Below are 11,766 nucleotides of genomic sequence, written 5' to 3'. Positions count from 1 at the left end.
AACATCACGGACCCGGACGACGAGTTCTGGACGGGTTGCACGGATCAGTGCCCCGACGACTGCTGCGCCGACCACAAGGGCGAGCAGTGATGCCGCCTCGCGCGCCCCGCTTCCTCGACGCGGAGCTCTGCGGCCACTGGACCAACGACATGGCCGAGACCGACATCCCCGGCGAGGACTGGCCGAGAGAGGCCCGCCTGCACCAGGGACAGGCCGAGTACGACGACACCCACCCGTGGGCGGAAGACGGCCTGACCGCCTACTGCCTCGACACACCCACCACCGAAGGAGCCTGACGTGCCCATCACCCCGAGCGAGGCGGAAGCCCTCGAAGTTCTGATCCAGCGCTTCGGCGCCGCCCGAGAGAGCCGAGCCACTTTCCCTTCCGAAGGTGCCAGTCGGGATCAGGCGGAGCGAGGCGTCATCCGGGCGGCCGCCGCAGTCGCCATCTACATCCGTCAGCTCACCGCTGACCCCACCACGAAGGAGGCCTGACCATGGCCGGAGAAACGATTCTGACCGTCATCGGCAACCTGACCTCCGACCCCGAGCTGCGCTACACGCAGAACGGGCTCGCGGTCGCGAACTTCACCATCGCCTCCACTCCGCGCACCTTCGACCGTCAGGCGAACGACGCTCGCGAAGGGCATGCGCGTCATCGCGACGGGCCGCCTGAAGCAGCGCTCGTACGAGACGAAGGAGGGCGAGAAGCGCACGTCCATCGAGCTGGAGATCGACGAGATCGGTCCGTCGCTCCGATACGCCACCGCGCAGGTCACCCGGGCAGCCGGTGATGGAGCGCGTGGCGGCCGTTCGGGTGGTCCTGGCACTCCCGGAGGGGGTGGGCAGTCTCAGGGCTTCTCAGGGGCGCAGAGCGGCGGCAACGTCTGGGCGCGCAACGACGACACCGAGACCCCGTTTTAGCCGATGGGCCAGCATCCCGGCTTCCCCTGCCGCCACTGCGCGGTGGGCGACCACGACAAGTGCCACGGCTTCGTCGGTTCGATGACCGACCACCCCGACTCGTTGCCGCTGTGCATCTGTCGGGACTGCCAGCCCGACCGATACCGACGACTCACCCACCCGGAGGAGACCCGATGACCACCGCCCAGCAGCTCGCCCTCCTCACCCGGGAGGAGCAGGCCGTCCCGTGCATCCGTGGGCACGCCCTTTGGGGCCGCCACCTCGACGACTGCGACTCGACCGTCGCGGACGTGAATCAGCTCGAGGTGTGCACCGGATGCGCCCCCGCGCCCGCCCGTGTCGGTCGTCTCTGCGACCGCTGCTACCACGTCGCCCTCGAAGGTCTCCCCCGCATCGGCGAGCACGTCGCCCACGGATGGACGCTCATCCGCCCGTCGATCACGAGAGCCGCCGGCGAACGGGTCGACGCGTCGCAGGAGTGGCGGCTCCCATGGAACGAGAACGCCCGGGAGACGGTGGACCTCGCGTACGGGCAGCTGTGCGACATGGTCAAGAACCACGCGACCGAACTGGCCGTCACCCCTCCGGGGATCCTCGTCCGGGCGTGGGTGCGGGACCTGGACGTGTACCGGTTCCCGACCGGCACCGGCAGCGTCCGGGAGGTGGAGGCGTACCTCGGGGAGGTCATCGCATGGGAGAAGGGCCACGCCGTCGCGATCGCCGCACTCCCCACCGCGGGCGTGTGGGTTGACGAGCTCGACGACCTCCTCCGCCGCGTCCGCGGACAGTTCCCCATGGACCCGCCCCGCCCCCGCCGCATGCCGGGCCTCGTCTGCCCCACCTGCGGCGCTGCCCGCGTCTACCTGCACGACGCGGGCACCGACCACCCGTACCTGATGTGCGGGGTCCGCTCGTCCACCCACGAGACCGGGTCGGGCTGCAACCAGACCTGGGAGGGCGAGGACATCGTGCACGTCATCACCGAAGGAGCAGCAGCATGACCACCATCACCGACCGCATCGGCGAGATCCACGAGGACCGCGACTCCCGCATGGCCGGACGCCGCATCCGCATCGTCGCCGCGTTCGAGAAGAAGGACCCGTGGGGGCGCTACTACCCCGCGTTCCGTGTCGAGGTCGTCAACCACCCGGCCGTCCCTACGGCGATCGGGAACAAGTCGTCGATCGGTGAGGACCAGCTGGCGAAGCGGTACCGGCAGGTGGCGTCGTGACCGGCTTCCCCCGCCCCGTGAACGGCGACTGCCTCGCCGGGCTGCACCGTCTCTGCTTTGGAGAGGCGTGGAGCTACGAGAACGACCACCTGGCGCCGTGCGAGTGCGACTGCCACACCGAGAGGAACGCGGCATGACCGAGGACGAGCAGGTGACCGATGACGAGCAGAGCGGGTGCGGCTGGGAATGGGACCACGACCCCGAGTGCGTCTTCGAGGACGAGACGACTGTCCAGCACGTGTGCCGCGAGTGCGGCGCCGAATGGTGGGAAGACGCATGAGGCCCGTCCTGCTCGTCCTCGCCGCGGTCCTGACCGCTGGGGCCGCGATCGTCGGCTTCCACATCGCGGCCGGCGACCCCGGCATCACCCACACCACGAAGGAGAACCAGCCGTGACCGACCTGGACCACCTGCGCGCACTGATCGCGCAACTCGAGCAGGACGCGAATCGGTGCACCCAGCCGAGCATCGAAGCGAACATCAGGGAAGCCGCTGCCACCCTCGCCGTGTTCAAGGAGCGGGAGGCTGCCCTGTTCCACGGCCGCCTCCCCGAGCCGCGAGAGGACACCGACCTCGACGCGCTAGCCGAGGCTCTCGCCAACACCGATGACGGCAACGGCGGCGATGGATGCTTCGACCGCATCCGCGAGTGGGAGTCGCAGGAGGAATGGGAGCGTGAAGCCCATCGCGACAACGACCCCGGGAGCGACTACGAGGACCGCGAGTACTGGCGGCGGCTCGCGCGCACCGCTCTCGCGCATCCCCGGCGCACCGTAGAGACGGCGGAGGAGTGGAAAGACCGTGTCTGGACCGCCTGGAAGGCGTACAGAGACAATCACGACGAGATGATGAGCACCCACTTGCAGGCGTTCCGAGCCGGATTTGCAGTGGCATCACCCGAGCCCGTCCCGCCCACCCCCGAGGAGGCCGGACAGTGACAACCCCGGCTGACTTCCTCGTGAAGCGCGACGGCCGGGTCTACTCCCGCTCGACCGGCAAGAGCATCGGGCTCGTCTACCGCATCCGCCAGCTGTGGTCGGGCGAGCCGATGGCGGGCGACGTGCTGCTGCAGGGCCGCACCCGGAGCGACGTCCTCCGGATGCTGGCCGAGCACCTCGCCCCACCGTTCCCACCGATCGGCTCTCGTGTTACCCGCACCACGACCCGCGGCGGGAAGCACACCGTCACCGTCCACTGGGTGGGTCAGGTCACCCACCACCTGAAGACGAAGGTCCGCGTCCGATGGGACACCCAGAACGGGCGCCGGACTGTCGCCGTCCTCGACCACTACCCCCACGAGATCCAGGAGCAGCCATGATCGTCCTCTACCTCTTCGCCGCGCTGCTGTCGCTCTTTCTCGGCATCCTCGGGGCGATCGTCCTCACCCGCGTAGGGTTCACCGTCGCTGACTATCTCCAGAACGTCATCGGATACGCCCTCTACGGGACGCTGTTCGTCGTAGGGGTTGCTGCGCTCGGAGCGGGCGTCATCGGCGCGGTGGTCCTGGTCGCGGTCGGAATCGAAACGATCGCGTGACCGAGGGGGTGTACTCGGTTCGCGGTGCAGCACGACGAGTGCACCGCACCCGACGCGCCATCCAGTACTGGCTCAGAGACGGAATGCCCCACCGACGCCTCGGAACCCACCGCGTCGAGATCGACGAAGACGTGCTCCTCCTCTGGTTCCGAACCAAGCTCCAAGCCAATCCGACACGAATCCGGCCGAAAAGCTTGACGGACCATCGTTTTCGCCATCTACCTTGATGATCGACACGAAACCCACCACCGCACAGCGGCCCGGTGGGTTTCGTCGTTCGAGCGGCGCCCACTCGCGCCACCGTCCCACGCCCCGACGTGGAAGCCCAGGGATGCGACTGGGTCACCAACGCTGCAACGTCCCGGCCCGCTGACCACCGAGCCCACTGTGTCCAGAGCGCAGCCGAGGCCGGGACCACCCACCACCGAGGAGCTGGCTGTGCGCGAGTCCGGGTACTACTGGCGCTGCCCCTGCGGGCGCGAGTGGCACAGCCGAGACCACGCCGCCATCCGATCGGTCGCCGAAGCGCACGCTGCCGAGCATCGCGCTCAGGTCGCCCGCATCGTGACTCCTCGCTGACCCGCACGGCACCCCACCGAACCGGCTGCAACGTCGCGCCGACGGTGGCGGACGTGCGCCCACCCTGAAAGACTCCGGACATGACGAACGCCGCGCCCGGCTGGTACCCGGACCCGACACAGCCCGCCACCCAGCGATACTGGGACGGCACCGCCTGGACCGAGCAACGAGCACCCCTCGCCCCGCCACGGCCCACCAACGGCATGGCGATCGCAGCACTCATCCTCGGATGCATCGGTCTGTTCCTCATCCCGATCCCGTTCTTCATCGGGCTGCTCCTCGGCGGACCCCCAGCAGTCCTCGCGATCATCCTCGGCATCATCAGCCTCAACCGAGCACACGCCGCCGGACGAGGCGCAGCACCAGCGACCATCGGCCTCATCCTCGGCTGCCTCACCGTGCTCCTGATCTTCACCGGCGCCGGCACCATCTGGTAGCCGCACCAGCGCCACCACGGACGCCCTCGACCACACCAGGCCGGGGGCGTTCCGCATGAACGGAGGACCCGATGGACCTCACCCCGATCGGCTACGACGCCATGGGCGCCCCGCTCTACCGACACCAGCTGACCGACGAACCGGCCGACAACGGACACATCGACGGGCGCATGGTTCGAAGCACAGACGGGCGCCTCTGGACACGTCGCGGCGGCTACTGGGCCTCTGGCCGAGAAGTGCTGACCTGGGCGCAGCTCACCGGCGCGCACGGGTCAATTCACGACCCCGAGGAGGACGCCGATGGCCACGATCAAGCCTGACGCCGTCGCCGACCCGAGACCCGGCAGCCGCGGCTACCTGAAGTGGTACTGGACCAAGGGCCCTGGCCTCGCGAAGTGGGCCAGCTCGCCGCACCCGTACACCGCGCTGAAGCGTCACCTGCGGAAGTACATCCCCGCCTCCTACCTCGACAACGTGGTCGCTCAGTGGTTTCACGATGTGACCGGGATCTGGCCGGGCGAGCGCAAGGGCAAGAACCCGCTCGGGCGCGGCTGATGCCGACACCCCAGGACGTCGAGCACATGGTCGGCATCTACGAGCCCTCCCGCGGCTACGGCTTCCAGCTACAGGACCGCGTCGACCCGGCAACCGCGGCAGCACTCCGCACTCTCGCGCGCCAAGTGCTCAACGCCGCCGACTAGAAGCCCGAGGAGGCACAGTGACCTTCCAACGCTTCCGCGTCGCCACCACGGCCACGGCTACCCGTCGGCAGGTCTGGGTGCATGTCTACGAGGACCGCCAGGAGATGGCGCGTGCGCACACCACTGCACGCGACATGCCCTACGACCCCGACAACGACATCCACGGGGGCGTCGTCTGCCAGCAGGGCTTCCACTGGCCTAGCCCGCAGCCCGGGCCCGTCATCGTCATGCGCCTCTGGACGGGCCAGCTCACCACCAGGACGATCGCGCACGAGGCCACACACGCCGCGACCATCCTCTTCTTCATGGACTACATCCGCGGCTGGGACTCGAGGGCCCGCCCGTACCTCATGGGCGACAACGAGCCTCTCGCCTACGCGATCGGCGACATCAGCGCAGACGTCATCGCCCACCTGTACCGCCTAGGCCTCATCACCCGCTGATGCCCACCGGATGGCGCGGCTCCACCCGCAAGCAGACACTCCCACCCGGCTGGCCCACCATCCGCCGCCACGTCCTCGAACGCGACGGCCACCGCTGCCAGCACATCCGCTACGACACCGGCCGCATCTGCGGCGCGCACGCCACCGACTGCGACCACCTCGGCGACCGCAACGACCACCGCCCCGAGAACCTCGCAGCGAAGTGCAGCCACCACCACGACGAGAAGACCAACCGGGAAGCCGGCTACGCCTCCGGCGCTGCACGCCGCGCCAAGCGAGACGCAGCCCAACCTCAACACCCCGGGCTCCTCACCGAGACGGAGCAGCGCTGGCATCGCCCCGCAGGACCCGGGCCGCACCCGTTCTGATCAGCCCACAGCTGATAACGGGCGGATAGAAGCCCTGAGCTTCTACCTCGGCAGCGCATCCCGACAGTCGGACGCGCCTCGAACAACCGGATCGCTCACGGGCTAACCGCCCGTGATGACGAGATCCACACCCACCCGCTACACGAAGGGCACCCGCTCATGTCCCAGCCCGCGAAGTACCGCAAGAAGCCCGTCGTCATCGACGCCATGCAGCACGACGGCACCGAGGAGTCAGCGCGCGCCGTGCTCGCCTGGGCTGACCCGCTCACCCTCGGCTCCACGCTCGCCGCGCGCAAGAAGGGCACCGACGACTGGACCGTAGTCATCGAGACGCTCGAAGGCGCGATGGCGGCGGACTCGGGCGACTGGATCATCCGCGGCGTGCAGGGCGAGTTCTACCCCTGCAAGCCCGACATCTTCGCCGCCACCTACGAGGCGGCCTGACCATGGCGACCACCATCCGCACCGTCACCGGCGCCACCGAGGTCGAGATCAAGGTCGAGTCCGACGACGTCACCACCTGGGCAGGCGACACCATCCCCAACCGCGGCGACCTGCACACCCTCGTCGACGCCACCATGGCCACCACCCGCGCCCTCGGCTACACCACCACCGACCTGCACCAAGCCATCACCAAGCAGATCGCCGTCGACGAAGAACGCCGACTCCACGGCTGACCCACCACCCCCAAAGCACCCCCCGGCCTCCACCCCTCCCCGGGGGGTCAATGGGCGCCCGCTTCGCGTTCTGCTGGACGCGGTGCGCAGGAGTCTGAGGGGTTTTGCGCCCGCGGGTACCTGGGGGCGGTTTGCGCCCGTCAGGACGCCGATCACTGGCTCTCAGAGGGTGCTCTGTGGGGGTGCGCCGTTTGACCGTCTGAGGCGTGCCGTCATGGCTGCGTCTCGCCACCGACATGGAGGCCCTGATGCCCGGACGTGGTCCCGCTCCCGCCGAGTCGCACACTCGCTCGAGGAACGACAAGCAGACGACGCAGCTCGTCTCGGACGGGAAGAAGCGGGGCCCGAACCTGCCGCAGCTGCGGATGAACGGGAAGCTGGTGCCGTGGCATCCGCAGACGCGGAAGTGGTGGGCGTCGTGGAGGACGTCGCCTCAGGCGCTGCGGATGATGACGGCTCCGGACTGGGAGTACCTGCTGGTGACGGCTCGGGTGCATCACGAGTTCTGGACGTCGGGTCGGTGGGAGCTCGCGGCTGAGCTGCGGCTTCGCGAGGCGAAGTTCGGTGCGACGCCGGAGGACCGGTCGCGTCTGCGTGTCGAGATCGGGACGGGCCTTCCTGGCGCGACTCCTGGGTCGACGGTCGCGGCCACGGCGGGGAACGTGACGTCGATCGATGCTGACCGGCGCAAGCGGGTCTCGTCGGCTGCTGGCTGATGCCGCGCCGGCTGATCACGGCCCCGGGGCACAGCCGGGAGCGGTCGCTCGGTCATCTGGGCACGTGGTGGCTCGAGACGTTCACCCTGCACGGGGCGGGCGCGATGACGGGCCAGCGGGTGCAGCTGAACGATGAGCAGTACGGGTTCGTTCTGGACGTGTACGCGCTCGACGGTGACGGGCGGCGGCTGTACGACTCGGCGTTCTTCTCGCGGCCGAAGGGCTGCGACAAGTCCGGGCTCGCGGCGAAGCTGTCGCTGCTCGAGGCGTTCGGTCCGTGCCGCTTCGACGGCTGGGCTGAGGGCGGGGAGACGTACGAGTACCTCGGCCGCGTCTACACCTACTCCCGGGGTGAGCCGATGGGACGAACGATCACGGCGCCGATGGTGCGGATCCTCGCGACCGAGGAGGAGCAGACCGGGAACACCTTCGGGACGATCTACTTCAACCTGACCGACTCGCGCGCGCCACTGTTCGACCTGCTCGCGTGGGGTGTGCAGCCGGGCCTGTCGAAGATCGTGATCCCCGGCGGCGGGCAGATCGTCCGGTCGACGTCGGGCGCCGCGTCGAAGGATGGTGGCCTCGAGACGTTCGTCGTGTTCGACGAGACGCACCTGTACGTGACGCCGCAGCTGCGGGCGATGTACCAGACGGTGACCGACAACCTCGGCAAGCGTGCCGGGGATGCGGAGCCGTGGTACCTCGAGACGACGACGATGTTCGGTCCCGGCGAGGAGTCGGTGGCTGAGGGCACGTACGAGCTCGCGGACGCGATCGCGGAGGGCAAGGCCCGCCGGTCGCGGCTGCTGTTCGATCACCGCTACGGCGAGATCTCGCACGAGGACTGGCGCGACGAGGACAAGCTCGCTGACGCGTTCCGGGAGGCGTACGGGGACTCGCTCGCGTGGAACCCCGTCGAGATGCTTCTGAACCGGGCGTACGACCCGCGCCGGCCGGTCGCTCGCACTCGGCGGATGCGGCTGAACTCCGTGACGGAGGGTGAGAACGCGTGGATCGAGATCGAGGCGTGGAAGTCGCGCGGTCACGGTCGGCTCGCCGTCGATCGGATGCCGCCCGAGCCGCTCAAGCGCGGCGACGTGGTCACGCTCGGGTTCGACGGTTCCGGGACGAATGACGCGACCGCGCTCATCGCGTGTCGCGTGTCCGACCGGTACCTGTTCCCGCTGCTGATCGAGGAGAAGCCGGACATGCCGGGGCACGACGACTGGGAGGTCGACCGGCCGTCGGTCGATGCTGCTGTCGCTCGAGCGTTCGCGAAGTACACGGTGGTCGGGTTCTACGCGGACCCGCCGCTGTGGCAGGACTACGTGGACGCGTGGGCCAAGGAGTACGGCTCCCAGCTGAAGGTGCACGCGTCAGGGAAGCACTCGGTCGGCTGGTGGACGAAGCGCGACGTGCAGATGGCGCTCGCACTCGAGCGTCTGCATACTGCGGTCGCGCTGGGGACGATGGCGCACGAGGACCTGACCGACCTCGGCCGCGCGCTCACCCGGCACGTCCTGAACGCGCGGCGCTGGTCGCGGCGCGGCGGGACGGTCATCGGCAAGGAGAAGAAGAACTCGCCGAAGAAGATCGACGCCGCGGTGGCTGCCGCGCTCGCGTTCGAGGCGGCCGCGGACTACGCGGCGAAGAGCCAACCCGCGAAGCAGGCGTCTGTGCCGTTCGCGATCCGATGATGTGAAAGGACGGTCGCCATGCTCCCCGAGTCGAGCGTCCCCGGTTCTGACGACTGGGTCGTCCAGCGTCTAGCGACGAAGTGGGGCCGTGGCCTCCCCCGCCTGGGGAAGCTCCGGTCCTACCGCGACGGCACCGTGATGGTCCCCGTCTTCGCTTCTGGCCCCGTCCGTGAGGCGTACCTCGCGTTCGTGAACCGGTGCCGCCTCAACCTGGCGGAGCTCATCGCGAGCAGCCGGACGAACCGGCTCCGTCCGCTCGGGTTTCGCACGGCGGTCGCCGGCGACAAGAACGGAGACGCCCTCGCCATGGTGCCGTGGGACCGATCGAACATGACGGTCGGGTTCCGCGATCTGGCGTCGGCAGTCGCCGACTACGGCGAGGCGTTCGTCACCGTCGCCGGCCCCGACGTCCCCACCGTCGACGGCGAGGTGTTCTTCCTCGGCTCCGATGGCTGGTCGACCGTCACCGAGCAGTACCGCGCCCGACCGTGGATCACCGAGTCGGCCGCAACCTTCGGGCACGATCCGGTGATGGGTGTCGACATCATCACCCTGTACCGCCGGGGCTACATGCGGCTCCTCACCCGGCGCGCGAAGGTGTCGTCGTTCCCGACAGACGGCACCCCGTGGTCGCCCGGGAGTGGCTGGTCCTGGGCTGGAGATCCGATCCCCCTCGCCTACACGCAGGACACGCCCATCGTGCGGGTCGCCGCGCGGGACGGAAAGGGCGCCTTCGAGCCGCACCTCGACACGCTCGACCGCATCAACGGCACAATCCTCGACCGCACCACGATCATCGCGATGCAGGCCTTCCGGCAGCGTGCTATCGAGGGCGACCTCCCTGAGTTCTACCCGGACGACTATGAGGACGAGGCGCTTCGCGGGACGCGCATCGACTACAACAGCATCTTCAAGGCCGGGCCGGCTGCGCTCTGGCGAATCCCCGCAGGCGCGAAGGTGTGGGAGTCCGCGACGACCGACATCACTCCGGTGCTGACCGCTGAGGATCGAGACATTCGGCACCTCGCTGCAGTCTCTGCGACTCCGCTTTACGTCCTCGCGCCAGACGCGTCTGCGGGTAGCGCGGAGGGCGCCTCACTCGCGCGGGAGACGAACATCTTCGCCGTCGAGGAACTCGCAGACCGGTTCGCGGGAGCATTCGCGCTCGTCCATGCGCTCGCGTTCCGCGCGATCGGCGACGACGTTCGAAGCGACGCCGCGCGCATCAAGACCATCTGGGCCGGATTCGAGCGGGCGTCCTGGACCGAGCGCTCCTCTGCAGCTTCGCAGGCGAAGGACACAATGCCGAAGCGGATGATCCGGGAGAAGATCTACCAGCTGACCCCGGACGAGATCGAGCAGGCGCAGCAGGACGACTCGGATGAGGCCTTCCTCGAGCCGGCAGTGGCGTAGGTCGTGGCCGACGCGAAGCTCGCCCGCCTGACGGAGCAGCACGCGGCGAAGCGGCAGTCGCTGATCGTCGAGCTCCTGAAGCTCCTCCTCGGCGCGTGGGGGCCGTTCGACCAGTGGCGGAGCGAGCCGCTCCTCAACGGGCAGGCGGCACTCACCGCGACTCGGATGATGTCCGCGCTCACCCGCACCAGGCGGCTCGAGCGGTCGTACCTGCAGTCGGCGCTCCGCGAGGTCGACGCTCTGCCCGAGGCGCTCCCGCCGCTGCTCGACTTCTACCCTCGGTCGGGAGTGTCGCCTCTCGAGGTGTACCGCCGGCCGGTCGAGCAGTACGGGTACGCGCTCTCGCAGGGCGCGACGGTCGAGGAAGCCCAGCAGGTCGCTGAGCAGCGCCTCGCGGATCTGGTCGAGACCGATGTGCGCCTCGCGGAACGCGACGAGGCGATGCGCGTGTACGAGGCGGCCGCGCGGGTCTCCGCGTACCGACGGGTGATCCACCCGGAACTGTCGCGGTCGGGCACGTGCGGCCTGTGCGTGGTCGCCGCGGCGAACCTCTACTCGACGGACGAGTTGCTGCCACTCCACCAGGGCTGCAACTGCGACACGCTCCCCGTGACGGCCTCGGACGACCCCGGGTTCCGGCTCAACGCGGAGGACCTCAAGACGGTCTACGCGGCGGCTGGCGGCAACTCCGCCGGGGAACTGCTGAACACGCGCGCCACCGTCACGGAGCACGGCGAACTCGGGCCCGTTCTCGTGAAGCAGGGCGACAAGTTCCGAGACCCGAGCGACGTCGGTAGGAAGCCGTACAAGGCCCCGACCGAGGACGCACTCGCAGACGAACGGCGACGCGCTCGAGAGGTCGCGAGCGACGCTCTCACCGGCGCTGAGGCGGCTCTGGTCGCCTACGACGCAGACAACCCCGACGCATCCGCGACCGGAACCCCGGAACGGACCCGACTCTTCGTAGCCACCAAGCGGCTGCGCGACTACCTCGCGGCTCTCGATCGTCAGATCGCGTCCGCGTGACCCTGCCAGCCGCTGCCA

Annotated in this window: 21 protein-coding genes and 1 pseudogene; all 22 read left to right on the top strand. The window is 69.0% G+C overall.

Translation table 11 applies throughout. From position 1 onward, the window contains the following. The first annotated feature begins 89 nt into the window (after nt 1-89). The 22 genes and pseudogenes from ASF48_RS05065 (at nt 90) to ASF48_RS04975 (ending at nt 11,748) form a co-directional block, all read left to right on the top strand. The gene (locus ASF48_RS05065; RefSeq protein ID WP_055787376.1) at nt 90-296 is read left to right on the top strand and encodes a hypothetical protein; all 207 of its coding nucleotides are present in this window, start codon (nt 90-92) and stop codon (nt 294-296) included. 1 nt (nt 297) lies between these two features. Further along, nucleotides 298-495 carry a hypothetical protein gene (locus ASF48_RS05060; RefSeq protein ID WP_055787373.1) on the top strand — a complete coding sequence of 66 codons (198 nt, stop codon included), beginning with the start codon at nt 298-300 and terminating at the stop codon, nt 493-495. A gap of 2 nt (nt 496-497) precedes the next feature. After that, nucleotides 498-924 (top strand): annotated as a pseudogene (locus ASF48_RS05055) (single-stranded DNA-binding protein). Between the two features lie 173 nt (nt 925-1,097). Then, nucleotides 1,098-1,925: a hypothetical protein gene (locus tag ASF48_RS05050; protein WP_055787370.1), complete on the top strand. Its 828-nt coding sequence runs from the start codon at nt 1,098-1,100 to the stop codon at nt 1,923-1,925. Then, a complete protein-coding gene (locus ASF48_RS05045) occupies nt 1,922-2,155 on the top strand; it encodes a hypothetical protein (protein ID WP_055787367.1) in 234 nt (77 codons plus the stop codon). Before ASF48_RS05050 ends, ASF48_RS05045 begins: the two co-directional genes overlap by 4 nt. After that, on the top strand, nt 2,152-2,292 hold the full coding sequence (locus ASF48_RS19300) for a hypothetical protein (RefSeq protein WP_157603057.1): 141 nt from the start codon (nt 2,152-2,154) through the stop codon (nt 2,290-2,292). Before ASF48_RS05045 ends, ASF48_RS19300 begins: the two co-directional genes overlap by 4 nt. Continuing rightward, nucleotides 2,289-2,435, top strand: a complete 147-nt coding sequence (locus ASF48_RS19295) for a hypothetical protein (protein ID WP_157603056.1) — start codon at nt 2,289-2,291, stop codon at nt 2,433-2,435. The genes ASF48_RS19300 and ASF48_RS19295 overlap by 4 nt, the downstream gene beginning before the upstream one ends. Before the next feature lie 112 nt (nt 2,436-2,547). Continuing rightward, on the top strand, nt 2,548-3,093 hold the full coding sequence (locus ASF48_RS05040) for a hypothetical protein (protein ID WP_055787364.1): 546 nt from the start codon (nt 2,548-2,550) through the stop codon (nt 3,091-3,093). Continuing rightward, nucleotides 3,090-3,473 carry a hypothetical protein gene (locus ASF48_RS05035; RefSeq protein ID WP_055787361.1) on the top strand — a complete coding sequence of 128 codons (384 nt, stop codon included), beginning with the start codon at nt 3,090-3,092 and terminating at the stop codon, nt 3,471-3,473. The genes ASF48_RS05040 and ASF48_RS05035 overlap by 4 nt, the downstream gene beginning before the upstream one ends. After that, the gene (locus ASF48_RS05030; RefSeq protein WP_055787357.1) at nt 3,470-3,691 is read left to right on the top strand and encodes a hypothetical protein; all 222 of its coding nucleotides are present in this window, start codon (nt 3,470-3,472) and stop codon (nt 3,689-3,691) included. Before ASF48_RS05035 ends, ASF48_RS05030 begins: the two co-directional genes overlap by 4 nt. Before the next feature lie 659 nt (nt 3,692-4,350). After that, entirely contained in the window at nt 4,351-4,707 is a 357-nt protein-coding gene (locus ASF48_RS05025; RefSeq protein WP_082480986.1) for a DUF2510 domain-containing protein, read from the top strand. A 71-nt stretch (nt 4,708-4,778) separates the two neighbouring features. Continuing rightward, nucleotides 4,779-5,027 (top strand): hypothetical protein, encoded by a 249-nt coding sequence (locus ASF48_RS05020; protein ID WP_055787352.1) that lies wholly within the window; start codon nt 4,779-4,781, stop codon nt 5,025-5,027. Further along, nucleotides 5,008-5,262, top strand: coding sequence for a hypothetical protein (locus ASF48_RS05015; protein ID WP_055787349.1), 255 nt, complete (start codon nt 5,008-5,010; stop codon nt 5,260-5,262). Before ASF48_RS05020 ends, ASF48_RS05015 begins: the two co-directional genes overlap by 20 nt. Continuing rightward, nucleotides 5,262-5,408, top strand: a complete 147-nt coding sequence (locus tag ASF48_RS19290) for a hypothetical protein (RefSeq protein WP_157603055.1) — start codon at nt 5,262-5,264, stop codon at nt 5,406-5,408. The genes ASF48_RS05015 and ASF48_RS19290 overlap by 1 nt, the downstream gene beginning before the upstream one ends. A 17-nt stretch (nt 5,409-5,425) precedes the next feature. After that, on the top strand, nt 5,426-5,851 hold the full coding sequence (locus tag ASF48_RS05010; protein WP_055787346.1) for a hypothetical protein: 426 nt from the start codon (nt 5,426-5,428) through the stop codon (nt 5,849-5,851). Next, nucleotides 5,851-6,219 carry an HNH endonuclease gene (locus tag ASF48_RS05005; RefSeq protein ID WP_055787343.1) on the top strand — a complete coding sequence of 123 codons (369 nt, stop codon included), beginning with the start codon at nt 5,851-5,853 and terminating at the stop codon, nt 6,217-6,219. The genes ASF48_RS05010 and ASF48_RS05005 overlap by 1 nt, the downstream gene beginning before the upstream one ends. 159 nt (nt 6,220-6,378) lie before the next feature. Continuing rightward, a complete protein-coding gene (locus ASF48_RS05000; RefSeq protein WP_055787340.1) occupies nt 6,379-6,663 on the top strand; it encodes a hypothetical protein in 285 nt (94 codons plus the stop codon). A gap of 2 nt (nt 6,664-6,665) precedes the next feature. Beyond that, nucleotides 6,666-6,896 carry a hypothetical protein gene (locus tag ASF48_RS04995; protein ID WP_055787337.1) on the top strand — a complete coding sequence of 77 codons (231 nt, stop codon included), beginning with the start codon at nt 6,666-6,668 and terminating at the stop codon, nt 6,894-6,896. 206 nt (nt 6,897-7,102) lie between these two features. Next, a complete protein-coding gene (locus tag ASF48_RS04990) occupies nt 7,103-7,612 on the top strand; it encodes a phage terminase small subunit (protein WP_200930967.1) in 510 nt (169 codons plus the stop codon). Then, nucleotides 7,612-9,309, top strand: a complete 1,698-nt coding sequence (locus ASF48_RS04985; protein ID WP_055787332.1) for a hypothetical protein — start codon at nt 7,612-7,614, stop codon at nt 9,307-9,309. Before ASF48_RS04990 ends, ASF48_RS04985 begins: the two co-directional genes overlap by 1 nt. Before the next feature lie 18 nt (nt 9,310-9,327). Beyond that, on the top strand, nt 9,328-10,722 hold the full coding sequence (locus ASF48_RS04980) for a hypothetical protein (RefSeq protein WP_055787329.1): 1,395 nt from the start codon (nt 9,328-9,330) through the stop codon (nt 10,720-10,722). Nucleotides 10,723-10,725: 3 nt separating this feature from the next. Next, the gene (locus ASF48_RS04975) at nt 10,726-11,748 is read left to right on the top strand and encodes a hypothetical protein (protein ID WP_055787326.1); all 1,023 of its coding nucleotides are present in this window, start codon (nt 10,726-10,728) and stop codon (nt 11,746-11,748) included. The last annotated feature ends 18 nt before the right edge of the window (nt 11,749-11,766 follow it).

The sequence above is a fragment of the Rathayibacter sp. Leaf299 genome (genome assembly GCF_001423055.1).
In the GTDB taxonomy this organism is placed as follows: domain Bacteria; phylum Actinomycetota; class Actinomycetes; order Actinomycetales; family Microbacteriaceae; genus Rathayibacter; species Rathayibacter caricis.
This window is presented reverse-complemented; position numbering and strand designations above follow the sequence as displayed.

What these genes read in the sequence shown, in the direction of transcription:
- ASF48_RS05065 (WP_055787376.1), top strand. Translation starts at nt 90, where the DNA reads ATGCCGCCTCGCGCGCCCCGCTTCCTCGACGCGGAGCTCTGCGGCCAC.
- ASF48_RS05050 (WP_055787370.1), top strand. Translation starts at nt 1,098, where the DNA reads ATGACCACCGCCCAGCAGCTCGCCCTCCTCACCCGGGAGGAGCAGGCC.
- ASF48_RS05045 (WP_055787367.1), top strand. Translation starts at nt 1,922, where the DNA reads ATGACCACCATCACCGACCGCATCGGCGAGATCCACGAGGACCGCGAC.
- ASF48_RS19295 (WP_157603056.1), top strand. Translation starts at nt 2,289, where the DNA reads ATGACCGAGGACGAGCAGGTGACCGATGACGAGCAGAGCGGGTGCGGC.
- ASF48_RS05030 (WP_055787357.1), top strand. Translation starts at nt 3,470, where the DNA reads ATGATCGTCCTCTACCTCTTCGCCGCGCTGCTGTCGCTCTTTCTCGGC.
- ASF48_RS05025 (WP_082480986.1), top strand. Translation starts at nt 4,351, where the DNA reads ATGACGAACGCCGCGCCCGGCTGGTACCCGGACCCGACACAGCCCGCC.
- ASF48_RS05020 (WP_055787352.1), top strand. Translation starts at nt 4,779, where the DNA reads ATGGACCTCACCCCGATCGGCTACGACGCCATGGGCGCCCCGCTCTAC.
- ASF48_RS05015 (WP_055787349.1), top strand. Translation starts at nt 5,008, where the DNA reads ATGGCCACGATCAAGCCTGACGCCGTCGCCGACCCGAGACCCGGCAGC.
- ASF48_RS19290 (WP_157603055.1), top strand. Translation starts at nt 5,262, where the DNA reads ATGCCGACACCCCAGGACGTCGAGCACATGGTCGGCATCTACGAGCCC.
- ASF48_RS05005 (WP_055787343.1), top strand. Translation starts at nt 5,851, where the DNA reads ATGCCCACCGGATGGCGCGGCTCCACCCGCAAGCAGACACTCCCACCC.
- ASF48_RS05000 (WP_055787340.1), top strand. Translation starts at nt 6,379, where the DNA reads ATGTCCCAGCCCGCGAAGTACCGCAAGAAGCCCGTCGTCATCGACGCC.
- ASF48_RS04995 (WP_055787337.1), top strand. Translation starts at nt 6,666, where the DNA reads ATGGCGACCACCATCCGCACCGTCACCGGCGCCACCGAGGTCGAGATC.
- ASF48_RS04985 (WP_055787332.1), top strand. Translation starts at nt 7,612, where the DNA reads ATGCCGCGCCGGCTGATCACGGCCCCGGGGCACAGCCGGGAGCGGTCG.
- ASF48_RS04980 (WP_055787329.1), top strand. Translation starts at nt 9,328, where the DNA reads ATGCTCCCCGAGTCGAGCGTCCCCGGTTCTGACGACTGGGTCGTCCAG.